Below are 24341 nucleotides of genomic sequence, written 5' to 3'. Positions count from 1 at the left end.
GAAATGCGCTGGGGCGCATTTCTAAACAGACTCTCACATGCCCTTGATCTTGTCGTAGTGCTTCGAGATCATGTCTTCGGCGTCGTGCGCGAACTCGCGCAGCTGGGGCACGTCGCCGCTGCCGGCATAGGCCTGCACGGCAGCGAGCGCCTTTTGGTGCGCCACGACCTGCTGGCTCTTGTACGCCGTATCGAACGCGGTGCCGGTCGCCGACTGCAGCGTCTTCAGGTTCGCCTGCTGCTCGTCGGTCATCGCCGGAGCCGGCGTGATCGCCGGGCTCGCCTTGCCGGCGGCGGTCTTCAGCTTGGCGGTCGACTTGGTGTGATCATCGACCATCTCCTTGCCGAAATCCTTGAGGTCGCTGGTCGTCGCCTTTTGCTGGGCGAGCTTGCCCGCGGCAATCTCATAGGCGTCGCTCGCGGCGACCGTGTTGGCGAAGTCCTGCCCGGTCATCGGCGCGGCCGCCATGGCGTTGCCGTCCATGCCGTTCATCGCGCCCATATTGTCGCCCATCGTCTCGCTGGCGGGGACGTTGGTGATGGTGTCGCCGCTGTTCATCGCGTCGGTCCCGCCATTGCTGTTGCCGCCACAGGCAGCGAGGGCGAAGATCGGGGCGGCGCCCAGTATCCATAGGTGCTTGTTCATCGGTCAGGCCTCCTCATTTCCCGAACCGAACGCCCCGCCCCGCCCGCCGTTCCGAAACTGCAGGCACATCTATTTGAGTTACAATCATAAGTTATGCGGAGCCGCTGTCGGCAGATAGCCCGCGCCGCAGCTCATCGACGACCTGGTGCAGCGCAACGCAATTGGTGCAGTGCGCAAACTTATGTTACCTTGTATCCATTCAACCGTTAAATTCGGTGCTTAGCTCTGTCGCCTCACCACAAAGAGGAGTGATACGGTGCACCAGGATGAACGAACCCGCCGCAAGGAACGCCTGCGAAGCTCGATCGCGCTGCTGCTCTTCGGGCTCGGCACGCTCGCCTTTCTAATCGCGATCGATCGCCCCGAATGGTTCCACCTGCGCCCGGCGAGCGGCAGCGCAGCCGCCATGTCGCAGGCGGCGACGCCCGCGCCGGAGCGGAACGACGCCTGACCGGACCCGAAACGGTTTTCACGCGTATAGTCCGGCCATGATCGTCACCACCGCCCCCCGTGCCCGCCAGATCCTCCGCGAGATATGGCGCCCGCTGACCTTGCTGTTCGTCTGGGACGTGATCGTCACCATCGTCTATTACGTGCTGCCGTTCCGCGCGCCGTCGCTGCCGCTGACGCTGTTCGGATCGGTGCTGGCACTGTTCCTCGGCTTTCGCAGCAACTCGGCCTATCAGCGCTGGTGGGAAGGGCGCGGGCTTTGGGGACTGATGATCAACGCCAGCCGCAACCTCGCGCGGATGGCCCGAAACTATCTGCCGGACGGCGAGGCGGTGGACCTGAAGCGCACGATCGTGCTGCGCCAGATCGCCTATGTGAACGCGCTGCGCTGCCAGCTCCGCCGCCAGCCGGCCGATCCGGAGGTGCTGCGGTTCCTCTCCCGCGGCGAGGCCGATTTCGCGCTGGCCCGCACCAACATCGCCAACGGCATCGTCGACGGCACCGGCCGAAGGATCGAGATCGCGCGCTCGAAGGGCTGGATCGATTCGATCCAGCAAAGCTCGATGGAGCGCGTGCTGATCGACATCGCCAATGCCCAGGGCGGCATGGAGCGGCTGAAGAACACGCCGCTGCCGGTGCAATACCGGCTGGTGCCGACGCTGTTCACCCACATCTTCTGCGTGCTGCTGCCGATCGGGCTGGTCGAGACGCTGGGCGTGGCGACGCCGCTCGGCTCGACACTGGCCGGCCTGATGTTCCTGGCGGTGCTCGCGATCGGCGACGACCTGGTGGATCCCTTCGCCAACAGCGTGCACGACCTGCCGCTCAACGCGATGTGCCGCACGATCGAGATCGATCTGCTGCAGGCGATCGGCGATGCCGCGCCCCAGCCCGCGACGCCCGACGACAACGGCGTGCTGTGGTAAGCGCGCGGCGGGTTGCCGTCCGCCCCCTCCTGCCGCTAAAGGCAATCGCGTAACGGGTGCCCTTCGCCAAGAAGGGTGAAAAGGGAACTCGGTTTCAAAGTCCGAGGCTGCCCCCGCAACTGTAGCCGGCGAGCCGGCGCGCCAATCTGCCACTGGAGCCGATGCTTCCGGGAAGGCGGCGCGTCTGCAACGACCCGGGAGCCAGGAGACCTGCCCGCTACGGTCGATTCCTTCACGCGGGCGGGGTGCACCGGGTGAGCGGGGCTGAAATCCCCGTGCGAGCGACACCAAACCATGCGGGGCCGGCATTGGTCCCCATCTTAGGGTGTCTGTACCAGATGCAGTTCTTCAAGCTTTCCCTTGCCGCCACCGCGCTGCTTGCGCCGCTGGCGGCCCATGCCGACCCCGAGGACGACCGGATCATCGTCGTCGCCAGCGGCGTCGCCCAGCGTGCCGATACGGTCGGCCGCTCGGTGACCATCGTCGAGCGCGACGAGATCGAGCAGCGCCAGACCGTCGCCCTGTCCGATCTATTGGCGACGCTGCCCGGCATCACCGTGGTGCGCAACGGCGGCCTCGGCACCACCACCGCGCTCAGCATCCGCGGCGCCCAGAGCGACCAGACGCTGGTGCTGATCGACGGCGTGCGGGTGAACGACCCCTCCTCCACCGGCGGCGCCTACAATTTCGCCAGCCTGCTCGCCGGATCGGTCGAGCGGGTCGAGGTGCTGCGCGGGCCCAGCTCGGTCATCTGGGGCAGCCAGGCGATCGGCGGCGTGGTCAACGTGACGACACTGCAGGGGAGCCAGGGGCTCCACGTCCGCGCCAATGCCGAGGGCGGATCGTTCGGCACGTTCAACGGCAATGCGGCGATCGCGGGCGGCAACGACCGGGTGACCGCAGGCCTGACCGCCGGCTATCTCGCCACCGACGGCATCTCGGCGGCGGCGAACGGCAAGGAAGCCGATGGCTATCGCCAGGTCGGTGCGACCGGCAACGTGCAGGTGAAGCTGGCCGACGGCCTCGCGCTCGACCTGCGCGGCTATTATGCCGACAGCAAGGTCGATCTCGACGGCTATGCACCGCCGACCTACGCGTTCGGCGACACCGGCGACTATGCCAAGACCCAGGAGCTCTACGGCTATGCCGGGTTGACCAACCAGGCGTTCGGCGGCGCGCTGCGCAGCCGCCTGGGTGTCACCCTCACCGACATCCACCGCGATGGCTACAATGCCGATTCGACGATCTCCTACCGCTATCGCGGCCGCGCCGAGCGCTACGCCTATCAGGGCGACGCGACGCTGGCGCAGCAGCTGCGGCTGGTATTCGGCGCCGAGCATGAGGAGAGCCGGATCCGCTACGACGAGGGCTTCGGCAGCACCGCGCGCCGCTCGGTCGGCATCACCAGCGTGTACGGCCAGGCGATCGTCACCCCGGTCGCACCGGTGACGATCACCGCCGGCGTCCGCAACGACGATCACGACCAGTTCGGCAGCCACTGGACCTGGAACGCGGACGTTGCCGTCCGGGCCACCGCCGATACGCTGCTCCACGCCAGCTATGGCGAGGGCTTCAAGGCGCCGACCCTGTACCAGCTCTACAGCGCCTATGGCTTTGCCGGCCTCCAGCCGGAAACCGCCAAGAGCTACGAGGCGGGCGTCCGCCAGACGCTGGCCGGCGGCAAGGTGACGCTGGGCGGCACCTGGTTCCACCGCGATGCCGACAACCAGATCGACTATAATTTCGCCACCTCGACCTATTACAACCTCAACAAGACGCGCGCCGAGGGCATCGAGCTGGAAGGCCTGCTCCAGCCGGTGCCGGCCCTCACCGTCCGGGCGAACTTCACCCATGTCTATGCCGAAAACCGCAGCGCCGGCGCGCTCGGCAAGGATCTGCCGCGCCGTCCGCGCGACACCGGCAGCGTCTCGGCCGATTATCGCTTCCCCTTCGGCCTCGCGGTCGGCGGCACGGTGACGATGGTGGGCGACAGCTTCAATGACGCAGGCAACGCAACCCGCATCGACGGCTATGCGCTTGCCGGGGTGCGGGCGGAGATGCCGGTGACGAAGCGGCTTTCGGTCTATGGCCGCGTCGATAATGTGGGCGACGTGCGCTACCAGCAGATCACCGGTTACGGCACCTATGGCCGCGCCGCCACTGGCGGCGTGCGGGTGCGCTTCCAGTGAGGATCGGCGCCGCGCTGCTCGCCTGCCTGTTGGCCGCGGGCTGCGCGGCGCCGCCGTCCGGCGGCGGCGGAGGCATCGTCTCGATGAACCCGTGCGCCGACGCGATGCTGCTGGAGCTGGTGCCGCCGTCGCGGATCGCCGCGATCAGCCATTATTCGCAAGCCGCCGATTCGACCTCGATCCCGCTCGATGTCGCGCGCCGCTTCCGCGGCAACAACGGCACCGCCGAGGAAGTGATCGGGATGAAGCCCGATCTGGTGATCGCCAGCAGCTTCACCGCGCCGTCGACCCGGGAGGCCTTTGCCCGCGCGGGGCTGAAGGTGCTGTATATCGGCATCCCGCCCTCGATCGACGCGAGCAAGGCGCAGGTGACCGAGCTCGCCGCTGCGGTCGGCGCGCCCGCAAAAGGCGCCGCGCTCAATGCCCGCATCGATTCGGCCGTCGCCGCGGCCCGCTGGCAGGGCCCGGCGGCGCCGACGCTGCTGTGGATCGGCGGCAATCTCGTCACGGGCGGCAAGACGCTGCTCGACGACATGCTCGGCCATGCCGGCTTTTCCAACCAGGCCGCGCATTACGGCCTGACCCACACCGCGCATCTGCCGATGGAGCGGGTGATCGCCGACCCGCCCCGCGTGATGCTCGCCCCCGAAGGCGCCGGCCACGACAGCGATTCGCGCGCCGCCATCCTGCGCAAGCGCGCCATCGCCGAGACCGGCTTGCCCGTCACCCAGGCGCAGTTTCCGCGCCAGCTGGTCAATTGCGGCGGGCCGGTTATTCCCGCCGCGATGCAACGCCTCGCCGCCATCCGCCGGAGTGTTCCGTGATCCAAGCCGACGCTTTTCACCGTCCTTCCCGCGAAGGCGGGAATCCATTCGCCGGTGCGCTGGAGGAAAGAACCGCGGCACCTGCGCCAATGGATCCCCGCCTTCGCGGGGATGACGACGGGGCGGGAACGCCGGAGGTGCGCCCATGAACCGCCTCGCCCTCAACCTCGGCCTCGCGCTGCTCGTCGTACTCCTGTTCGCCGGATCGCTGATGGCGGGCAAGTTCTGGGTGCCGCCCGCCGCCTGGTTCAGCCATGATCCGCGCTGGTGGATCATCGCCGAGCTGCGCCTGCCCCGCGCGATCCTGGGCCTCGCGATTGGCGCGGCGCTCGGCCTGTCCGGCGCAGTACTGCAGGGGTTCCTTCGCAACCCGCTCGCGGATCCGGCGGTAGTCGGCGTGTCGTCGAGCGCGGCGCTCGGCGCGGTCGCGGCGATCGTGCTGCTGGGAAGCACCGCCCCGCTCGCCCTGTTCGCCTGCGCGATGGCCGCCGCCTGTGCATCGATGCTGATCCTTGCCAGCCTCGCCTGGCGGGCGGAGAGCGCCGTCGCCTTCATCCTCGCCGGCACGGTGCTGGCCAGCCTGGGCGCCGCGCTGACCAGCTTTCTGATCTCGATCAGCCCCAACCCCTATGCGACCGCCGAGATCCTCGACTGGATCCTGGGCGCGCTGACCGATCGCAGCTATGCCGAGGTGCAGCTGGCCCTGCCGTTCATCGCCATCGGCTGCGCGCTGCTGCTGCTCACCGGCCGCGCGCTCGACGCGCTGACCCTGGGCGAAGCGGCGGCGCGATCGATGGGGCTGCGACTGGAGCGGACCCAGCTGCTCGTCGTGCTCGGCACCGGGCTGGCGATCGGCGCCAGCGTGGCGGTGACCGGGATCGTAGGCTTTGTCGGGCTGATCGTACCGCATCTGCTGCGCCCCCTCACCGGCGCGCGCCCTTCGGCGCTGCTGGTGCCGAGCGCGCTCGGCGGCGCCGCATTGCTGCTCGCGGCAGACAGCCTGGTGCGCCTCTCGCCGGGCGCCGGGGAGATCCGGCTGGGCGTCGCCATGGCCCTGCTCGGCACCCCCTTCTTCTTCGTGCTGCTCCTCAAGCTTCGGCGGTCGACATGGAACTGAGCGTTACCGATCTCGCCGTCAGCCTGGGCAAGCGCCGCGTGCTGCACGGTATCGACGCGGTGCTGCGCCCCGGCAAGGTGACCGCGATCCTGGGGCCCAACGGTTCGGGCAAGTCGACGCTGGTGCGCACGCTGGCGGGTCTGCTCGATCCCGATGCCGGCCAGGTCAAGCTCGGCGGCAGGCTGCTCGCCCGGCTGGAGCCGCGCGAGCGCGCCCGCCAGATCGGCTATCTGCCTCAGGAAGCGACGGTGCATTGGGACCTGCGCGTCGCCGATCTGGTCGCGCTGGGGCGCCTCCCCCATCGCGCGCCCTTTGCGGGGCTTTCAGCCGAGGACCATGCCGCGATCGAGGCGGCCATCGAGGCGACAGCGATTCGGCCGCTGGCGGACCGGCTGGTCACCCAGCTGTCCGGCGGCGAACGGGCGCGGGTGCTGCTGGCGCGGGTGCTCGCCGGGCAGCCGCACTGGCTGCTGGCCGACGAGCCGCTGGCGAGCCTCGACCCGGTTCACCAGCTCGACCTGCTCGATCGACTGCGCGGGCTGGCAGCGGGCGGCATGGGCGTGGTGATCGTGCTGCACGACCTGGTTCAGGCCGCCCGCGCCGCCGACGATGTGTTGCTGCTCCGCGACGGTCGCACGATCGCGTTCGGCCCTGCCGAAGCCGCGCTGGCCCATCAGCCGCTGCGCGACGCGTTCGGCGTGGAAGTGATGGTGATCGGCGACGCGCAGGGGCGGCTGCTGCCGGTGCCGATCGGGCGGGTGAAGCCGTAAGGCCTCAGCCCCCCAACACCTCGACCAGCGTCTGCACCTTTTTCTGCCGCCATTGCGGCAGCGGCGCGACCAGCCAATAGCCGAGTCGCGAGGCCTTGGGCTCGCCGATGACGGCCACGCGGCCCGCCTCGAGGTCGGCACGGGCCAGCAGCTCGGGCACCGTCGCCCGGCCGAGCCCCTGCGCCGCCGCGTCGATCGCGAGCCCCGCATCGGCGACGCGGACCAGCGATCCGGCATCCTCTGCCATGCAGCCGGGCCAGGAGATGCGCACGTCGATGCTGCCGCCGCCGGGCCGCTCTACCGTGACCATGCCGTCGCTTTCCAGCGCCTCGCCCTCATGCTCGCCGGGCCCCTCGCCCCAGCGGATCGCGAGATCGAGATTGGCCTCGGTAAAGTCGAGCGCGTCGTCCCCCGGCACCAGCACGAAGCGCAGATCGGGATCGGCGCGGGCGATGTCCGAGAGGCGCGGCATCAGCCATTTGGCGGTAAGGTCGCGCGGCGCGGCGATGGTCAGCGACTTGGACGACTGCCCCGCCTGCATCGCTCGCACCGCTTCCTCGAACTGGAGAAAGCCGTTGCGCAGCGCGGTGAGGCCGCTCTCGGCCTCGGGGGTCAGCTCCAGCCCCTTGGTGGTGCGCCGGAACAGGACGACGCCGAGCGTATCCTCCAGCGCGCGGATCTGCTGACCCACGGCGGCGGGGGTCACCGCGAGTTCGTCGGCGGCCCGGGTGAAGGACAAATGACGCGCGGCGGCATCGAGCACGCGCATGCCATTGAGGGGCAGATGGGTACGCTTCACTGCTCGCCCGCCACCGCCGGTGCGATCAGCGCGAATCGCGGGATGGTCACGTCGAAGGCGTCGCCGTCCTCGTCGATCATGTGGTAGCTTCCCTGCATCGATCCGGTCGGCGTCGAAAGCGGGCAGCCCGAGACATAGTCGAAGCTCGCCCCCGGCATGATCATCGGCTGTTCGCCGACCACGCCTTCGCCTTCCACCGTGTGGCGCAGGCCGCGCCCGTCGGTGATGATCCAGTGGCGGGTGAGCAGCTGTACCGCCACCGAGCCTTCGTTCTCGATCCGGATATGATAGGCCCAGAACCAGCGGCCGCGATGCGGCTCCGATTGTTCGGGCAGATAGGACACCGACACGCGAACGACCACGCCGCGCGTCGTCGCCTCGTCGGTGAACAGCGCCTTCACAAGCCGGCACCCGTGAGCGCCTGGTCGAGATCGGCGATCAGGTCGTCGGCGTCTTCGAGACCGACATTGATGCGGATCATGCCCTCGTTGACGCCCATCTCCAGCCGCTTTTCCTCGGCGAGGCCGGAATGGGTGGTGGACGAGGGGTGCGTCATCAGCGAGCGCGAATCGCCGATGTTGTTCGAGATGTCGATCAGTTCCAGCCCGTCGAGCAGCGCGTGCGCCTGGGCACGGCCGCCATCCACCTCGAAGCTGAAGATCGGGCCGGCCGCCGCCATCTGGCGCATGAACAGATTGTGCTGCGGGTGGCTGGGCAGCGCCGGGAAGTTCACCCGCGGCACGCGCTTCTCGAGGAAGCCGCCGACCTTCAGCGCATTCTCGCTCTGGCGGCGGATGCGCAAGTCGAGCGTCTCCAGCCCCTTCAGCACCACCCAGGCGTTGAATGCGCTCAGCGTCGGCCCGGTGTTGCGGGTGAAGGGCAGCAGCGTGTTGGTGATGAAATCCTCCGAACCGCACACCGCCCCGGCAAGCACGCGGCCCTGCCCGTCCATCATCTTGGTGGCGGAATAGGCGACGACGTCGGCGCCGAAGTCCATCGGCCGCTGCAGCGCGGGGGTGGCAAAGGCATTGTCGACCACGGTGACGATGCCGTGCTTCTTCGCGATCGCGCACACCGCTTCCAGGTCGACCACGTCCATCGTCGGGTTGGCGGGGGTCTCGAAGAAAAAGATCTTGGTGTTCGGGCGGATCGCGTCCGCGAACTGCTGCGGATCGCGCGCATCGATCGTCGTGGTGGTGACGCCGAAGCGCGGCAGCAGCGTGTCGGTCAGCCAGCGGCAGGAGCCGAACGCGGCGCGGCCCTGGACGATATGGTCGCCCTGGCTCACCTGGCAGAGGAGTGCGGCGGTCATCGCCGCCATGCCGGTCGCCATGGTACGGCACGCCTCGGCGCCTTCGAGCAGCGCGATGCGCTGCTCCAGCATCTCCACCGTCGGATTCTGCAGGCGCGAATAGGTCATGCCGGTCTGTTCGCCGGCGAAGCGCGCGGCGGCGTCGCCCGCGCAATCATAGGCATAGCCCGAGGTGAGGAACAGCGCCTCGCTGGTCTCGCCGAACTCCGAGCGGGCGGTGCCGCCGCGCACGGCCTGAGTCGCGGGCTTCCAGTTACGGGTGACGCTGGGATCCTGTCCGGTACGACGCTTCATGGCGCTTGCTTTGCGGCGGGTGGGGGCGGCACGTCAACCTTCGGGTTCTCCGCTGCCCCAAGATGCCCTGCGCCGGAAGGGCAAGCGCATATGGCGCCAAGCGATAACGGGACGCCAAAATCCGCCGTCATTCCCGCGAAGGCGAGAATCCATTGCCCAGAGCGCTGGGGGAAAGAACCTCGGCTCCAGCGCGAATGGATCCCCGCCTTCGCGGGGATGACCAGGTACTTTGGCCACGCGATCGCCCCAGCACTGGCGGGAGAATCCCGGCTGATGCCGCGCCCTATTCCTCTCGCCTCCCGCCTCCGCTACGCGTGCGCCCATGCGTCCTCGCCTATCGGCTCTCGCCACTCGCCCCTGGCTCGTCGCCCTTCTCCTCGGCATCGCCGCACAGCTGCTGTTCACGCTGCACCTCGACCAGCCGGGCGGAATCATGTTCGACGAGGTGCATTACGTCCCCGCCGCCAAGGCGCTGATCGAGCTTTCCGGCCCGCGCAACACCGAGCATCCGCTGCTCGGCAAGGAACTGATCGGCGCAGGCATGGATCTGCTCGGCGACAATCCGTTCGGCTGGCGGCTGATGCCGACGATCGCCGGCACCGCGACGGTGCTGGCGGTGTTCGCCTTTCTGTGGATCCTGATGCCCGGGCGGATGCGCGTGGCGGTGACCGGCGCGGTGCTGGCGATGCTCGACCAGAGCCTGTTCGTGCAGGCGCGCACCGCGATGCTCGACGTGTTCCTCGGCGCCTTCCTGCTGTGGGGCCTGGTGTTCCTGCTCTGGGCGATGCACGGCACGCGGGCGCAGGTGCGGTGGCGCTGGTGCGTCGGCGCGGCGCTGCTCGGGTTGGCGACGGCGGTGAAATGGGCGGCGGCGCCTTATATCGCGGCGATCGGCGTGGCGCTGCTCGCGATCCGCCTGCGCGACGCGAGGCGTGCCCGCCGCCCGCTTGTTGCCGCACTGCTCTCGGGCGACCAGCCGCACTGGCCCGGCCTGTCGACGCTCGCCGGACTGGTGGCGCTCGGCGCAATCAGCATCCCCGTCTATTTCGCCACCTTCGTGCCCACCTTCTTCTACCTGACGGGGGCGACGGACGGGCTCTCCGGTCTCATCGCCCTGCAGGGCGAAATGTACGCGCAGCAAACCCAGGTGCTGCCGCACCACAACTACCAGTCCGACTGGTGGAGCTGGCCGCTGATGCTGCGGCCGATCTGGTTCTTCTACCAATGGGATCACGGCGCCCAGCGCGGCGTGCTGCTGATCGGCAACCCGGTGATCATGTGGGGCGGGCTGGTCGCGGTGCTGGCGGCCTATGCGCTGTGGTTCCGCACCCGGGCGGTGCGGCCGCTGGCGCTCGCGCTGCTATGGACCTTCTCGGTGCTGATCTACGCGATCATCCCGAAATCGCTGGGCTTCTATTATTACTACCACCTCTCGGCGCTGTTCCTGTGCCTGTTGCTGCCGGTGGTGTTCCACCAGTTCGACCGGCTGCGCGCCAAGGGCTGGGAGGAATGGTATCTGGCACTGGCGCTGGTGTCGTTCGGCTATTTCTACCCGATCCTCTCGGCCGCGGCGCTGAACGACGCGCAGAGCTACACCCACTGGATGTGGTTCCCGAGCTGGCGCTGAATCGGCGCGGCGGCCGCGAAGCCATCTTGAACGCGGCCGCGAAGGGCTTAGCTTGACATACGTTTCAAAACGCAACGGAGTTCCCATGGCCGCGTCGACCGACGTCTTCTTCCGTCCCTTCCGCATCAAGTCGCTCGATCTGCCCAATCGGATCGTGATGGCGCCGATGACGCGGACCTTCGCGCCCGAAGGCATCCCGGGTGCGGCCAACGCCGCCTATTACCGGCGCCGGGCCGAGGGCGGCGTCGGCCTGATCCTTTCCGAAGGCACGGTGATCGACCGCCCGGCCTCGCGCAACCATCCCAACATTCCCTTCTTCCACGGCGATGCCGCGCTGGCCGGGTGGAAGACGGTGATCGACGAGATCCATGCCGCCGGCGGCAAGATGGCGCCGCAGATCTGGCACACCGGATCGACCAAGACGGCGACCGACTGGGTCCCCGATGTCGACGTCGAGAGCCCCTCGGGCCTGCTCGCGCCGGGCAGGCCGCGCGGCGTCGCGATGACCGAGCAGGACATCGAGGCGACGATTGCCGCCTTCGCCAAGGCCGCCGCGGACGCCAAGCGCCTGGGCTTCGATACGGTCGAGATCCACGGCGCGCACGGCTATCTGATCGACCAGTTCTTCTGGGCAGGCACCAACACCCGTGAGGACGGCTATGGCGGCGCGACGATCGCCGAGCGCTCGCGCTTCGCCGTCGAGGTGGTGAAGGCAGTTCGCGCCGCGGTGGGCCCCGACTTCCCGGTGATCCTGCGCCTCAGCCAGTGGAAGCAGCAGGACTATAGCGCCCGCCTCGCCGCCACGCCGGACGAGATGGCCGCGTGGCTCCAGCCGCTGGTCGATGCCGGCGCTGACGTGCTGCACTGCTCGCAGCGCCGCTTCTGGGAGCCGGAGTTCCCCGAGGTGGATGGCGAGAACGGCCTCAACTTCGCCGGCTGGGCGAAGGAGCTCACCGGTGCCGCGACGATCAGCGTCGGCTCGGTCGGCCTGTCGGGTGAGTTCATCGCGGCGTTCGGCGGCGAGACCTCGCAGCGCACCGATCTCGACAAGCTGGTCGAGCGGATGGAACGCGACGAATTCGACCTGATCGCCGTCGGCCGCGCCCTGATCAGCGATGCCGATTGGGTAAAGAAGGTCCAGGCCGGCGATGGCGAGGGGCTGAAGGGCTTCAGCCCGGCGGCGCTGGCAGAACTGGTGTAAGCAGGCGCCCCATGCGCCCCTCCTTCGCGGAGGAGGGGCGCATGGGACTGTGTGCCTTATTGCAGCGCCTGCAGCACCGCATCGCCCATGGCCGCAGTCGACAGCGTGCCGCCGAGATCGGCCGTTCGCGCGCCGGTGGCGAGGGCTGCGGCGACCGCCTTCTCGATACGCTGTGCCGAGGCTTCATCGGCCAGCGAGTGCCGCAGCAGCATCGCCGCCGAGAGAATGGCGGCGCAGGGGTTGGCCTTGCCCTGGCCGGCGATGTCCGGCGCGCTGCCGTGGATCGGCTCGTACATGCCGTTCGCGCCCGACCATGCCGCCAGCGAAGCCGAGGGCAGCATCCCGATCGAGCCGGCGCACATGCTCGCCTGATCGGACAGGATGTCGCCGAACAGATTGCCGGTGACGATGACGTCGAACTTGGCCGGCGCACGCACCAGCTGCATCGCGGCATTGTCGACATACATATGGGTCAGCTCGACCTCGGGATATTCCGCCGCCATCGCGGTGACGACGTCCCGCCACAGCTGCGAGGTCTCGAGCACGTTCGCCTTGTCGACCGAGCAGAGCTTCTTGCGGCGGCGCTTGGCCATTTCGAAGCCGACGCGGGCGATGCGCGCCACTTCCTGCTCGTTATAGCTCATCACGTCATAGCCCTGGCGCAGGCCTTCGGGCGTGGTGCGCAGGCCCTTCTCGCCGAAATAGACGTCGCCGATCAGCTCGCGGACGATGACGATCTCGAGGCCGTTCACCACCTCGGGCTTGAGCGGCGACGCGTCTTCCAGGCCGGGGAACAGCGTCGCCGGACGGAGATTGGCGAACAGGCCGAGCGCCTGGCGAATGCCGAGCAGCGCCGCTTCGGGGCGCAGGTGGCGCTCCAGCTTCTCGAAACGCGGGTCGCCGATCGCGCCGAACAGCACCGCATCGGCGCGCTTGGCCAGCGCCAGCGTCGCCTCGGGCAGCGGATGCTCGGCGGCGAGATAGCCAGCGCCGCCGACCGGCGCTTCCTCGAAGGTCAGGCCTAGGTTCAATGCTTCGAGCACCCGGCGCGCCTCGCGCGTCACTTCGGGACCGATCCCGTCACCCGGCAGAACAGCAATCAGCGGCATCGTCGTCCCCATGCTAACAGCGCGTATCGAGCGGCCGCTTAGCCGCCCGGCGGCCGATTATGCAACTGCCCGCAGCAGACGATCCACCAGCCGCGTGCGCGCCGCGAGCAAATCGGCACCACGGCCGATCAGCAGGTCGCGGGCGAGGAAATGGCCGGTGAGGCGCAGCCCGGCGACGATGTTCTCCCAGTCGGCCGCGCCGCCTTCGGTGAGAAACTGCGGCAGCACGAGCAGGCGGCTTTCATAGCCGGTCGCGCCCGCCCGGCTCACCGCGATGCCGCTCTTGGGGCTGACATAGGCGAGGTCCTCGCCCGTCCCAGTAGCAGCGCAGCGTTCGAGATCGAGCCCGAAGCCGAGTTCAGCGAGCAGCAGCAGCTCGTAGCGCACGAGTGCCACCGCCCAGCCGCGCGCCGCCGGCGCCGCCTCGATCGCATCGAGCACGCCGCCGAGTGCAGCATGCAGCCGGGGATAGGGCAGCCCTTCGGGCAGCGTCGCGGCGGTGAGCGCGGTCACCCAGGCGAGCGCGGCGGCGGGCAGCGGCTCGCCGAACAGGGGCGCGCGGCTGTGGAGCAGTTCGACCGTGAGGCCGGCGAGCTGCTCCTCGGTGCGCGCGCGCCATTCGCCGAGGATCAGGTTGGCAGGCTGCAGCACCGGCCGCAACGCGCGCGATCGGCCCCCGCGGACATAGCCGGGCTGGACGCCGTCGCGCTCGGTCAATGCCCGCACGATCGCGCCATGTTCGCCATGGTTGCGAACGCTGAGCAGGAGGGCTTCGGCGCGAAGATGCATCGCCGCGATGTAGGACGCGCGCGACGGAAAGGGAAATGCGGGGGCGACGCGAGCGCCGCCCCAGCGGGGCCTCAGCCCATCGACGCGATGTCGATGACGAAGCGGTACTTCACGTCGCTCTTGAGCATGCGCTCGTACGCGGTGTTGATCTCCTCGGCGCGGATCATCTCGATGTCCGCGACGATCCCGTGCTCGGCGCAGAAGTCGAGCATCTCCTGCGTCTCGGCGATGCCACCGATCAGCGAGCCGGCGATCGCGCGCCGCTTGAAGATCAGTGCCGCGACGGTGGGCGAGGGGTGCGCATGCTCGGGCACGCCGACCAGCGTCAGCGTGCCGTCGCGCTTCAGCAGCGTGGTGAAGGCATCGAGGTTGTGGCTGGCGGCGACGGTGTCGAGGATGAAGTCGAAGCTGTTGGCGTGCGCCGCCATCGCCTCGGCATCGCGCGAGACCACGACTTCGTCCGCGCCCAGCGCATGCGCGTCGGCGCGCTTGCTCTCCGAGGTGGTGAAGGCGACGACATGGGCGCCCAGCGCGTGCGCCAGCTTCACGCCCATGTGACCGAGCCCGCCGATGCCGACGATGCCGACCTTCTTGCCCGGGCCGACCTGCCAGTGACGGAGGGGCGACCAGGTGGTGATGCCCGCGCAGAGCAGCGGGGCGACGGCGGCAAGATGCTCCTCGCCATGCCCGACCTTGAGCACGAACTTGTCGCTGACGACGATGCGTTGCGAATAGCCACCCAGCGTGTAGCCGGGGGCATCCGGAGTCGGGCCGTTATAGGTGCCGACGAAACCGTTCTCGCAATATTGCTCGAGTCCCTCGTCGCACGAGGCGCAATGCTGGCAGCTGTCGACCATGCAGCCGACGCCGACGACATCGCCCACGGCGAACTTCGAGACATGCCCGCCGACCGCGCTCACCCGGCCGACGATCTCGTGGCCCGGCACGCACGGGTAGAGCGTGCCGTCCCATTCGGAACGGACCTGGTGCAGGTCGGAATGGCAGACGCCGCAATAGAGGATGTCGATCTGCACGTCGTGATCGCCGGGCGCGCGGCGTTCGATGTCGATCGGTTCGAGCGGCTTGTCGGCGGCATAGGCGCCATAGGCTTTGGTGGCCATGGTTGGGGTCCCCTTGGAGATGTGAAGCGGCGGAGCCAGACGACTCCTCGCTCGAAAGATGAGCGCTCGCGACACCCACGATTAGACGCTGGTATCTGCATGCAGTGCTGAATAGGATTCAACAATGAATCGCCAGCAGCTCTCCGAACTTACCGCCTTCCTCGCCGTGGCCCGCCAGAAGAGCTTCACCCGCGCCGCCGCGCAGAGCGGGGTTACGCCCTCGGCACTCAGCCATGCGATGCGGGCGCTGGAAGAACGGCTGGGGGTGCGGCTGCTCCACCGAACCACGCGTAGCGTCAGCCTCACCGAGGCGGGCGAGCGGCTGTTCGCCACGCTCGCGCCGCGGCTCGACGAGATCGAGGCCGAACTGGCGGCGCTCACCGCGCTGCGTGACAAGCCGGCCGGGCTGGTGCGGATCAGCGCCGACGAGCATTCGCTGAAGACGCTGCTCTGGCCGCGGCTCGCCCCGATCCTGCGCGAATTCCCCGACATCCGGGTCGAGATCGATACCGACTATCGGCTGAAGGACATCGTCGCCGAGCGGTTCGATGCGGGGGTGCGCTTCGGCGACATCATCGCCAAGGACATGGTGGCAGTGCCGATCGGTCCCGAGGCGCGGATGCTGGCGGTAGCCTCGCCCACCTATTTCGATCGCGCGGGGCGACCGCAAATGGTCGAGGATCTGACCGCGCACGCCTGCATCAACCTGCGCCTGCCCACCTATGGCGGGCTTTACGCCTGGGAGTTCGAGGAAGACGGCCGCGAGCGCAAGGTGTGGGTAGATGGGGCCCTTACCTTCTCCTCGGTTTTCCCGATCCTCCGCGCGGCGCTCGACGGGTTCGGCATTGCCTGCCTGCCCGATGCGATGCTGGCGCCGCATCTGGCGAGCGGCGCGCTGGAGGCGGTGCTGACGCGCTTCTCCCCGCCCTTTGCCGGCTACCATCTCTATTACCCGAGCCGCCGCCAACCGACGCCGGCCTTCGCGCTGCTGGTCGAGCGGTTGCGCTGGCGGGGCTGAGGCGGCTGTGGCAGGGTGCCGACAAACACGCCCCAGCGTTCTCAGATACCTACAGGGAGAGATGTCGTGAAGATCCTGCCCAGCGCCCTTGCCGCGGCCGCTCTGCTGCTCGCCGCCGCCAGCCCCGCAGTGGCGCAGACCGCCGCCGACCCAACATCCTTTGCGGGCGCCAAGGACGTGCAAGCGCAGCTCAAGGCGATGCTGGCGGAGATGAAGCCGGGCCAAGGCTTCGCCTGGAAGCCGCTGGTGCGCGACGGCAGCAACATCGCCGCGATCGAGATCTGGAAGAAGCCGGGCAAGCCTGCCGTCCATCCCGACCAGGCCGAATATGCGATCGTGCTCGAAGGCGCCGGCACGCTGGTCTCCGGCGGCGCGATGCCGGACCGCGAGGTCCGCAACGCCACGCTGGTGGAGGGCAGCCGGATCGAGGGCGGCAGCACCCGCACGCTTGCGGCCGGCGACGTGATCCTGGTGCCGGCCGGGGTGCCGCACTGGTTCGGCATCACCGGCGAGCGGCTGGTGCTGCTGGGGATCAAGCTGCCCAAGGGGGAGTAAGTCCGTTTCGTCCCCGGACGGAGGGCAATCGCATATGGATTCTGGGGCAAACGGCATCACTAGAAACCTTTGTCATTCCCGCGAAGGCGGGAATCCATTGCCCTGAGCGCTCGGGGAAAGAACCGCGGCATCAGCGCCAATGGATCCCCGCCTCCGCGGGGGTGACGACGCATTTTAGCCCTATGCGATTACCCTGCCCGCCAGGGGAAGATACGCTATTTGCCGGTCTAGAAGCTTTTACCGCCCGAGCAGCCCTTCCAGCATCCGCGCCATGTTGACCGCGGTATAGGGCTTCTGCAGCACCGGCACGCCGGCATGCTCCTCGCCGAGCTGGAGCTGTTCGCCATATCCCGTGGCGAACGCATAGGGCACGCCGTCCGCGCGGAGCCGGTCGGCGATCGGCAGGCTGGTCTCCGCCCCGAGATTGACGTCGAGAATCGCAACGTCGAACTGCTCCATCGCGATCTCGTCCATCGCGCCGCCGATCGAGGCGGCCGTCGCCACCCGCTCCGCCCCGAGGCGCAGCAGGATGTCCTCTGCGTCCATCGCGATGATCAGGCTGTCCTCGACCAGCAGCACCGGCCCCCGCAGCATCGGCCGCAGCGGATCGCCGGACGGCGCGGCCACCGGCTCTTCCACGTCCCGGGCGTGCTTGGCTGCCGCCTCGCCGTCGAGCACCACATGCCGCGCCGGGATGCAGAACTCCGCCTCAAGGCCGGTCAGCGGGTAGCGGACCGTCGCCTTGCCGCCCAGGTCATAGGGCACCGAGCGCTGGATGATGGTGGTCCCGAAGCCCTGGCGCGTCGGCGGCTGCACCGCCGGGCCGCCGCGCTCACGCCACTCGACCCGGCAATCGCCCTCGGCATCGAGCCACCAGCGCACCGAAACGGTGCCGCTGTCGGACAGCGCGCCATATTTGGCCGAGTTGGTCATCAGCTCATGGAAGACCAGCGCGAGCGTCGAGAAGGCGGCCGGGCGCAGCAGCACCATCGGCCCGTCCTGCTCCAGCCGTCCCGAACGCCCGCCGAGATAGGCCGCGGCCTCGGTGCGCAGCAGCCGGCCGAGCGGTGCCGGCGCCCAATTGTCCTCGGTGATCTGGTCGTGCGCGCGGGCGAGTGCCTCGATCCGCCCTTCGAGCAGCCGGATATAGGCACTGGCATCCATGCCGGGCGCACGCGACTGGCGCACCAGCCCGCGGATCAGGCCCAGGATGTTGCGCACGCGGTGGTTGAGTTCGGCGATCAGCAGTTCCTGCCGTTCGGAGGCACGCTGGCGCTCCTCCTGCGCATCGTCGGACAGGCGCAACACCACTTCGATCAGCGAGGCGCGCAGCACCTCGGCGATGCGCAGTTCCACCTCGGTGAAGGGCAGCGAGCGGCCGCGTACCTCCTGGCTCCACAGCTCGAAGCTCTGCCGCGGCGTGAGGCGTGCGCCATGGGGGCCGAGTTCGACGGGCTTGTGCGGATCGCCGCCCCAGTTGACCGTGCGCACCAGTTCCTGGCGGAACAGCAGCACGTAATCGCGTGGGCTACGGCTGATCGGGATCGCCAGCAGCCCGGCCCCGACATCGGCATAGTCCGCCGCCTGCGGCAGCACCTCGGCAAGGTGATCGGTCGCGAACACGCGGCCCGCCGCCATCGCGTTCAGGCGGCGGGTGATCGAGGCGAAGGAGGAAGGCGGCGGGGTGATGCCGCTGAACGCCACCTTGCCGCCGATCCAGATCGCGATACCGTCGCACGGCACCACTTCGCGCAACATGCTGCCGAGCCATTCGGGATCGTCGAGCAGCCCGCCATCGCTGGCCACCGCCGCGAGCAGCCGGTCGCTGGTCGCGCGCGCCGCAGCCTCATAGGCCGAGAGCTCCTTGCGCTCGCGGCTCTCCAGCTTGAGCGCGAACATCTGGCCGAACAGCTCCGCCATCGAGCGCCGCTCGAAGCCCGGGCAGCGCGGGCCACCATAATGGTGGCAGGCGAACAGGCCCCATAGCTTGCCCTCGACGATGATCGAGATCGACAGCGAGGCCTTCACCCCCATGTTCTTCAGATATTCGATATGGATCGGTGAGACCGAGCGCAGCACCGACAGCGACAGGTCGAGCGGCGCACCGAATTCGTCGCGTCCCGGCACGATCGGCACCGGCTCGGCATGGACATCGGCGATGATCCGGAAGGGCGTGCGCAGATAGAGCTTGCGCGCCTGCTGCGGGATGTCGCTCGCCGGATAGCGCAGGTCCATGAAGCTGCCGATGCCGCTGCGCGCCGCCTCCGCCACCACCACGCCCGACCCGTCGCGCTCGAAGCGATAGACCATCACCCGGTCGAAGCCGGTCAGCGCCCGCACCTGGCGCGCGCCTTCCCGGAAGAAGTCGGCCAGCTTCTCCTTCTCGTCGAGCCGGCCCATCATCGCGCGCAGCGTGCTGGCGGTGTCGCCCGCCGAATCGGCGGTGCAGGGCTCGCCTTCGACGACGATCGTGTCGCCGATCATGTGGAGCGCGAGATCGTAGGTGCGGTCGCGCGTGCGCAGCGCCTTGATCCCGAAGATCCGCTCCAGCGCATCGTCGCCGCGCAGCAGCGTCAGTCGGTTGCGCAGGGCGTGGATCGCGTCGTCCTCGAGATAGTCGCTCGCATGGGTGCCGAGCATGTCCTCGGCCGGCAGGTCGAAGTGCGCGGCGACATTCGTGGAAGCGCGCTTGATCAGCCAGTCGCTCGAAAAGGCGATCAGGAAGCCGAAAGGCTGGATGGCCCCCAGCTGATGGATCGGCTCGCGATCACAGTTGGTCAGATCGACCTGAAAAACGCCATCGTCCACTTAACCAACCTTCGCCAGCCACTTCGTGCCGGCGGCCTCGAACCGCCCGAAGGTCTGGTTGGCGGCGGTTACGGCAGTCTCCAATGCTTCGGGGGCATATAGGAGCGCATCCAGTTTTTCCAACAATTCCGGCCACATATGCGGCGGCTGGTGGCTACCCAGATAGGCGCGCGGCCAGCTGTCCGGCACATTGCGCGCAAGGAAGCGCCCGCCCAGCCGTGAGCCTTCGAGCACGTAGAGCATGCCCGCCATCGCCGCTTGGGACGTTACGGCATCCTCGGCTTCATGCGCCGGCAGCGCGATGCCGAGCGCGTCCAGATCGACCTGGATCACGCCTGCGCGACGGCGCTGCGGCCAGTCCTGGGTGATCGCCTCCGCCCCGCCCTGGTCGAGCAATGCCTCTACCGGTAGCAGCGCTTCGGCATGCGCCGCGAGCAGCCCGGCATAGTCGTCGCGGCGGGCGAGATCGAAGCGACCGAACAGCGCGTCGACCCGTGCATGCGCGGCGCCCGTGGCCTCGCGCAATCGGCGATGGGCGGCGTTCATGCGGATAGCGATGTCAAGAAGGGAAGATCCACGGCAGGCAAAAACCGCCTGCCGCGGATCCGTTCCATTATGGCCGAAGCGGCCCCAACTTACGCCGCGCCGAAGACTCGCGCGAAGATCGTGTCGACGTGGCGATAGTGATAGCCGAGGTCGAACTTTTCCTCGATCACGTCCGGGCTCAGCGCCGCGGTGACTTCGGGATCGGCCTTGAGCAGTTCCATCAGCGACAGTTCGCCGTCGGATTCCCACACCTTCATCGCGTTGCGCTGGACGAGGCGATAGGCGTCCTCGCGGCTCACGCCCGCCTGGGTGAGGGCCAGCAGCACGCGCTGCGAGTGGACCAGCCCGCCCATGCGGTCGAGATTCTTCTGCATCCGCACCGGGTAGACGAGCAGCTTGTCGACCACGCCGGTGAGGCGGGCGAGCGCGAAGTCGAGCGTGATCGTCGCGTCCGGGCCGATATAGCGCTCGACCGAGGAGTGGCTGATGTCGCGCTCGTGCCACAGCGCGACATTCTCCAGCGCCGGGGTGACATAGCCGCGCACCATGCGGGCGAGGCCGGTCAGGTTCTCGGTCAGCACCGGGTTGCGCTTGTGCGGCATCGCCGAGCTGCCCTTCTGGCCCGGCGAGAAATATTCCTCGGCTTCCAGCACTTCGGTGCGCTGGAGGTGGCGGATTTCCACCGCGAGGCGCTCGATCGACGAGGCGATCACGCCCAGCGTGGCGAAGAACATCGCATGGCGGTCACGCGGGATCACCTGGGTCGACACCGGCTCGACCGACAGGCCGAGCTTGGCCGCGACATGTTCTTCCACACGGGGGTCGATGTTCGCGAAGGTGCCGACCGCGCCCGAGATCGCGCAAGTGGCGATGTCCGCGCGCGCGGCGAGCAGACGCGCCTTGTTGCGCTGGAACTCGGCGTGCGCTTCCGCCAGCTTGAGGCCGAAGGTGACCGGCTCGGCATGGATGCCGTGGCTGCGGCCGATCGTCGGCGTCATCTTGTACTCGCGGGCGCGACGCTCGAGCACTTCCAGCAGCGCGTCGATATCCGCCAGCAGCAGGTCGCTGGCGCGGGCGAGCTGCACTGCCAGGCAGGTGTCGAGCACGTCGGAGCTGGTCATGCCCTGGTGCATGAAGCGGGCTTCCTCGCCCACCTGCTCGGCCACCCAGGTGAGGAAGGCGATCACGTCATGCTTGGTCACCGCCTCGATCGCGTCGATCGCGGCGACGTCGATCGCCGGCTTGGTCGCCCACCAGTCCCACAGCGCCTTGGCGGCGCTCTGCGGCACCACGCCGAGGTCGGCGAGCGCCTGGGTGGCGTGCGCCTCGATCTCGAACCAGATGGCGAAGCGCGTCTCGGGCGACCAGATGTCGGTCATCGCGGCGCGGGCATAACGGGGGACCATGGCGTTCCTTCGTGTGCGGAAAATGGGGAGCCCGGCAGCCCGGGCGGGTCGCCGCCGCGCCTAGCAAGAACCGGCCGGAGCGGCAACCGAACCCGCGGCTCGGCCGTTGTTCACACCGCAAGGAGATTGCGCATGCTGACGCCCCTGTTGTTCGCCGCCGCCCTCCAGCTCACCGCGCCCGCGCCGCAGACGCCGGCGCAACCCGCACGCGCCGGCCAGTCCCCTGCCCCGGCCGCCGACCAGGCGATGCCGGGCACGAGGTCGGTGCCGTCGGATCAGCCGATGCAACGCTCGGAAACCCCCGGCGCCCCGCCCCCGGCAACCGAGGCGATGCAACCGACGCCGCGGCCTGATCCCGCCAAGCTGCCGGTCGCGGCGCAGTTCGCCCGCTTCGATGCCAATGGCGACGGCATGCTCGACAAGGCGGAATATGGCAGCTGGCTGGTCGCGCTGCGCACCGCCAAGGAAGCCGCGTTCAAGGCCGACACACCCGAGGCGATGGACTGGATCGACAGCAGCTTCACCGCCACCGATGCCGACCGGGACCAGAAGGTGAGCCGCGACGAGTGGATGGCGTTCCTGACCCCGAAAGCCGGGTGACATCCCCTTTGCGGCGATCCGCGCCGCCGCTATGATGGCAGGCATGGCGCAGCTGATCGATCGCTTCCAATCCTCCACTACGGGCTGGCTGAAGGGCTCGTTCGCCGGCTGGGGCACGCTGCTGCTGTGCCTGGTCGGCGTAGGCTTCGTGATCCTCGCGGTGCGCTGGATCGGCAACAAGTCGACGCTGTACGAGGTTACCGACGACCGGATGATCCTCTATCGCGGCATCGTCCGCAAATCGATCGACGAGGTCGAGCTCTATCGGGTCAAGGACGTGCGGCTCGACTATTCCATCGTCAACCAGATCTCGGGCATCGGCACGCTCACCATCACCTCGTCCGACGAGACGACGCGCGGCGGCCCGCTGGTGATCCGCGACGTCGAATATGCCAAGGAACGCCGCGAGAAGCTGCGCGAACTGGTCAGCAACGCGCGGCGCCTGCGCGGCGTGCGCGAGTTCGACATGGTGCAGGAGGACGTGCGGGACTGACGCCCGCCGCCTTTTTTTTTTGCGGCGGCATGTCACACGCCGGCACGCTCGCTCGTCAGGTCCGCGAACCCCGCAAGACAAGGACCTGCGACGATGACCGAACGCACCAACCCCCATGCCGCCGCGCCCGAGCTCATGAAGGCGTGGCTCGATTTCTCCGTCCATGTGGCGAAGAGCGGGCTGGAACCCTCGCTACTCGAACTGGTGAAGCTGCGCGCCTCGCAGATCAACGCCTGCGCCAACTGCCTCAACATGCACAGCTACGAAGCGCGCTGGGCAGGCGAGACCGAGCAGCGCGTCGCGCTGCTGGCGGCATGGGAGGAAGCCCCCTGCTACACGCCCCGCGAGCGGGCCGCGCTCGCCTGGGTCGACCATCTCACCCTGGTGGCGGACAAGCGCGCGCCGCAGCCGGTATATGACACGCTCGCGGCCCATTTCAGCGCGGAGGAACAGGTGCAGTTGTCGCTGGCGATCAGCGTGATCAATGGCTGGAACCGCATCGCGATCGGCTTCAACCTGTTCATGCCGGAGCTCGGCTGGAAGGCATGAGCGACGCCGCCGCCTTCGATCCGCTGCGGCCGGTGCTGGTGCGCCTCGCCTACCGCATGCTCGGCTCGCTCGCCGATGCCGAGGATGTGGTGCAGGAGGCATGGCTGCGCTGGAGCGCCGAGGATCGCGCCGCGGTGCGGGTGCCCGAGGCGTTCCTGCGCCGCATCGTCACGCGCCTGTGCCTCGACCAGCTCAAATCGGCGCGGGTGCGGCGGGAGACCTATGTCGGCCCGTGGCTGCCCGACCCGGTGGTCGAGCCGGAACTGGCCGAGGACGTCACCTTGCCGCTGTTGCTGGCGCTCGAGCGGCTCTCCCCGCTCGAGCGCGCCGCCTTCCTGCTCCACGACGTGTTCGACGAGAGTTTCGAGACGGTCGCGGAGAGCCTGGGCCGGGAACCCGCCGCCTGCCGCCAGCTCGCCGCGCGGGCCCGCGACCATCTCCGCGCCGAGCGGCCGCGCTTCCCGGTGGAGCGCGGCCACGGCATGGCGATTGCCGAGGCATTCTTCGCCGCTTCGCGGGGCGGCGACGTCGCCCGGCTGGGCGCGATGCTCGCGGCAGACGCCAGCCTGCATTCCGATGGCGGCGGCAAGCGACCCGCGGCCGGCCGGGTGATGCGCGGCGCCAGCGAAGTCACCCGCAGCTTCGCCGCCATCGCGCGGCTGATGCGGGGACAAACGGGCACGCTGCTCCGCTATGCCTATGTCAACGGCCTGCCCGGCTTCGTCACCCGCGAGCCGGACGGGCTGCTGCAGACGACCGCGCTGCTGATCGACGGCGGCAAGATCCGCGCGATCTATGTGATGCGCAACCCGGACAAGCTGCGCCATCTCGAGACCGCGCTGCACTGAGGTCGCGCTCAGCCCAGGTCCGGCGCGATCTCCACCGCCAGCCCGTCGAGCGCGGCGCTGAACGGAAGCTGGCACGACAGCCGCGAGCCGGGGCGCCGCTGCTCGGCGCTGTCGAGCAGCGCGTCCTCGTCGTCGCTCAGGGGCGGCAGGCGATCGGCGAAGGCGGGATCGACATAGACGTGGCAGGTAGCACACGAGCAGCAGCCGCCGCAGAACGCCGGCAGCGATTCGAAACCGGCGTCACGGAGTATCTCCATCACGCTCAGCCCTTCCTGCGCCTCGACGACGGTCTGGGCGCCGGCGGGCGGGGTCACCAACAATTTCAGCATGTCTTCACCGTGAACA

At 68.7% G+C, this 24341-nt stretch carries 25 protein-coding genes and 1 riboswitch; of the genes, 14 read left to right on the top strand and 11 right to left on the bottom strand.

Going from position 1 to position 24341, the window contains the following annotated elements; translation table 11 throughout:
* Positions 1 to 33 precede the first annotated feature (33 nt).
* Entirely contained in the window at positions 34 to 645 is a 612-nt protein-coding gene (locus SAZ01S_RS16445; protein WP_084583366.1) for a DUF4142 domain-containing protein, read from the bottom strand.
* 256 nt (positions 646 to 901) lie between these two features.
* Here SAZ01S_RS16445 and SAZ01S_RS16440 point away from each other — a divergent pair, with 256 nt between their 5' ends.
* The 6 genes from SAZ01S_RS16440 to SAZ01S_RS16415 all read left to right on the top strand — a co-directional run bounded on the left by SAZ01S_RS16440 (position 902) and on the right by SAZ01S_RS16415 (position 6921).
* Complete coding sequence (locus tag SAZ01S_RS16440; RefSeq protein WP_084583365.1) at positions 902 to 1096, top strand: hypothetical protein; 195 nt, start codon at positions 902 to 904, stop codon at positions 1094 to 1096.
* Between the two features lie 37 nt (positions 1097 to 1133).
* Positions 1134 to 2021: a bestrophin family protein gene (locus SAZ01S_RS16435; protein WP_084583364.1), complete on the top strand. Its 888-nt coding sequence runs from the start codon at positions 1134 to 1136 to the stop codon at positions 2019 to 2021.
* A 37-nt stretch (positions 2022 to 2058) separates the two neighbouring features.
* A riboswitch (cobalamin riboswitch) is annotated at positions 2059 to 2253 on the top strand.
* A gap of 106 nt (positions 2254 to 2359) precedes the next feature.
* Complete coding sequence (locus tag SAZ01S_RS16430) at positions 2360 to 4210, top strand: TonB-dependent receptor plug domain-containing protein (RefSeq protein ID WP_084583363.1); 1851 nt, start codon at positions 2360 to 2362, stop codon at positions 4208 to 4210.
* Positions 4207 to 5034, top strand: coding sequence for an ABC transporter substrate-binding protein (locus SAZ01S_RS16425; protein WP_084583362.1), 828 nt, complete (start codon positions 4207 to 4209; stop codon positions 5032 to 5034). Before SAZ01S_RS16430 ends, SAZ01S_RS16425 begins: the two co-directional genes overlap by 4 nt.
* A 145-nt stretch (positions 5035 to 5179) precedes the next feature.
* Positions 5180 to 6151, top strand: a complete 972-nt coding sequence (locus SAZ01S_RS16420; protein ID WP_084583361.1) for a FecCD family ABC transporter permease — start codon at positions 5180 to 5182, stop codon at positions 6149 to 6151.
* Positions 6142 to 6921, top strand: coding sequence for an ABC transporter ATP-binding protein (locus SAZ01S_RS16415; RefSeq protein WP_084583360.1), 780 nt, complete (start codon positions 6142 to 6144; stop codon positions 6919 to 6921). Before SAZ01S_RS16420 ends, SAZ01S_RS16415 begins: the two co-directional genes overlap by 10 nt.
* Positions 6922 to 6925: 4 nt before the next feature.
* Here SAZ01S_RS16415 and SAZ01S_RS16410 read toward each other — a convergent pair whose 3' ends face one another.
* The 3 genes from SAZ01S_RS16410 to SAZ01S_RS16400 are packed head-to-tail and all read right to left on the bottom strand — an operon-like array spanning position 6926 to position 9326.
* Entirely contained in the window at positions 6926 to 7720 is a 795-nt protein-coding gene (locus tag SAZ01S_RS16410; protein ID WP_084583359.1) for a LysR family transcriptional regulator, read from the bottom strand.
* Positions 7717 to 8121, bottom strand: coding sequence for a Co2+/Mg2+ efflux facilitator ApaG/CorD (gene apaG, locus SAZ01S_RS16405; protein WP_084583358.1), 405 nt, complete (start codon positions 8119 to 8121; stop codon positions 7717 to 7719). Before apaG ends, SAZ01S_RS16410 begins: the two co-directional genes overlap by 4 nt.
* On the bottom strand, positions 8118 to 9326 hold the full coding sequence (locus SAZ01S_RS16400; protein WP_084583357.1) for a trans-sulfuration enzyme family protein: 1209 nt from the start codon (positions 9324 to 9326) through the stop codon (positions 8118 to 8120). Before SAZ01S_RS16400 ends, apaG begins: the two co-directional genes overlap by 4 nt.
* Before the next feature lie 322 nt (positions 9327 to 9648).
* Here SAZ01S_RS16400 and SAZ01S_RS16395 point away from each other — a divergent pair, with 322 nt between their 5' ends.
* Together SAZ01S_RS16395 and SAZ01S_RS16390 are read left to right on the top strand one after the other, a co-directional pair.
* On the top strand, positions 9649 to 10953 hold the full coding sequence (locus SAZ01S_RS16395; RefSeq protein ID WP_084583356.1) for a phospholipid carrier-dependent glycosyltransferase: 1305 nt from the start codon (positions 9649 to 9651) through the stop codon (positions 10951 to 10953).
* 85 nt (positions 10954 to 11038) lie between these two features.
* The gene (locus SAZ01S_RS16390) at positions 11039 to 12154 is read left to right on the top strand and encodes an NADH:flavin oxidoreductase (protein WP_084583355.1); all 1116 of its coding nucleotides are present in this window, start codon (positions 11039 to 11041) and stop codon (positions 12152 to 12154) included.
* A gap of 56 nt (positions 12155 to 12210) precedes the next feature.
* Here SAZ01S_RS16390 and leuB read toward each other — a convergent pair whose 3' ends face one another.
* From leuB to SAZ01S_RS16375, 3 genes are all read right to left on the bottom strand, one after another.
* Positions 12211 to 13263 carry a 3-isopropylmalate dehydrogenase gene (gene leuB / locus SAZ01S_RS16385; RefSeq protein WP_084583354.1) on the bottom strand — a complete coding sequence of 351 codons (1053 nt, stop codon included), beginning with the start codon at positions 13261 to 13263 and terminating at the stop codon, positions 12211 to 12213.
* A gap of 57 nt (positions 13264 to 13320) precedes the next feature.
* Positions 13321 to 14052, bottom strand: a complete 732-nt coding sequence (recO, locus tag SAZ01S_RS16380) for a DNA repair protein RecO (protein WP_084583353.1) — start codon at positions 14050 to 14052, stop codon at positions 13321 to 13323.
* Positions 14053 to 14123: 71 nt separating this feature from the next.
* The gene (locus SAZ01S_RS16375) at positions 14124 to 15173 is read right to left on the bottom strand and encodes an NAD(P)-dependent alcohol dehydrogenase (RefSeq protein ID WP_084583352.1); all 1050 of its coding nucleotides are present in this window, start codon (positions 15171 to 15173) and stop codon (positions 14124 to 14126) included.
* Between the two features lie 124 nt (positions 15174 to 15297).
* On the opposite strand from SAZ01S_RS16375, the gene SAZ01S_RS16370 reads away from it, so the two are divergent.
* Positions 15298 to 16191 (top strand): LysR family transcriptional regulator, encoded by an 894-nt coding sequence (locus SAZ01S_RS16370; RefSeq protein ID WP_084583351.1) that lies wholly within the window; start codon positions 15298 to 15300, stop codon positions 16189 to 16191.
* 66 nt (positions 16192 to 16257) lie between these two features.
* Positions 16258 to 16746, top strand: a complete 489-nt coding sequence (locus SAZ01S_RS16365; protein ID WP_174596136.1) for a cupin domain-containing protein — start codon at positions 16258 to 16260, stop codon at positions 16744 to 16746.
* 237 nt (positions 16747 to 16983) lie between these two features.
* On the opposite strand, the gene SAZ01S_RS16360 is transcribed toward SAZ01S_RS16365, so the two are convergent.
* The 3 genes from SAZ01S_RS16360 to purB form a co-directional block, all read right to left on the bottom strand.
* Positions 16984 to 19554, bottom strand: a complete 2571-nt coding sequence (locus SAZ01S_RS16360) for an HWE histidine kinase domain-containing protein (RefSeq protein WP_084583350.1) — start codon at positions 19552 to 19554, stop codon at positions 16984 to 16986.
* Positions 19555 to 20100: a biliverdin-producing heme oxygenase gene (locus SAZ01S_RS16355; RefSeq protein ID WP_084583349.1), complete on the bottom strand. Its 546-nt coding sequence runs from the start codon at positions 20098 to 20100 to the stop codon at positions 19555 to 19557.
* Positions 20101 to 20189: 89 nt separating this feature from the next.
* A complete protein-coding gene (gene purB, locus SAZ01S_RS16350; protein WP_084583348.1) occupies positions 20190 to 21506 on the bottom strand; it encodes an adenylosuccinate lyase in 1317 nt (438 codons plus the stop codon).
* A gap of 132 nt (positions 21507 to 21638) precedes the next feature.
* Here purB and SAZ01S_RS16345 point away from each other — a divergent pair, with 132 nt between their 5' ends.
* The 4 genes from SAZ01S_RS16345 (at position 21639) to SAZ01S_RS16330 (ending at position 23996) form a co-directional block, all read left to right on the top strand.
* Positions 21639 to 22106 carry an EF-hand domain-containing protein gene (locus SAZ01S_RS16345; protein WP_084583347.1) on the top strand — a complete coding sequence of 156 codons (468 nt, stop codon included), beginning with the start codon at positions 21639 to 21641 and terminating at the stop codon, positions 22104 to 22106.
* A gap of 43 nt (positions 22107 to 22149) precedes the next feature.
* Positions 22150 to 22599: a PH domain-containing protein gene (locus SAZ01S_RS16340; RefSeq protein WP_174596135.1), complete on the top strand. Its 450-nt coding sequence runs from the start codon at positions 22150 to 22152 to the stop codon at positions 22597 to 22599.
* A 93-nt stretch (positions 22600 to 22692) separates the two neighbouring features.
* Entirely contained in the window at positions 22693 to 23148 is a 456-nt protein-coding gene (locus SAZ01S_RS16335; RefSeq protein ID WP_084583346.1) for a carboxymuconolactone decarboxylase family protein, read from the top strand.
* A complete protein-coding gene (locus SAZ01S_RS16330; protein WP_084583345.1) occupies positions 23145 to 23996 on the top strand; it encodes a sigma-70 family RNA polymerase sigma factor in 852 nt (283 codons plus the stop codon). The genes SAZ01S_RS16335 and SAZ01S_RS16330 overlap by 4 nt, the downstream gene beginning before the upstream one ends.
* An 8-nt stretch (positions 23997 to 24004) precedes the next feature.
* Here SAZ01S_RS16330 and SAZ01S_RS16325 read toward each other — a convergent pair whose 3' ends face one another.
* Positions 24005 to 24325: a 2Fe-2S iron-sulfur cluster-binding protein gene (locus SAZ01S_RS16325; protein ID WP_084583344.1), complete on the bottom strand. Its 321-nt coding sequence runs from the start codon at positions 24323 to 24325 to the stop codon at positions 24005 to 24007.
* Positions 24326 to 24341: the final 16 nt, after the last annotated feature.

Source organism: Sphingomonas azotifigens NBRC 15497, assembly GCF_002091475.1.
Taxonomy (GTDB): domain Bacteria; phylum Pseudomonadota; class Alphaproteobacteria; order Sphingomonadales; family Sphingomonadaceae; genus Sphingomonas; species Sphingomonas azotifigens.
This window is presented reverse-complemented; position numbering and strand designations above follow the sequence as displayed.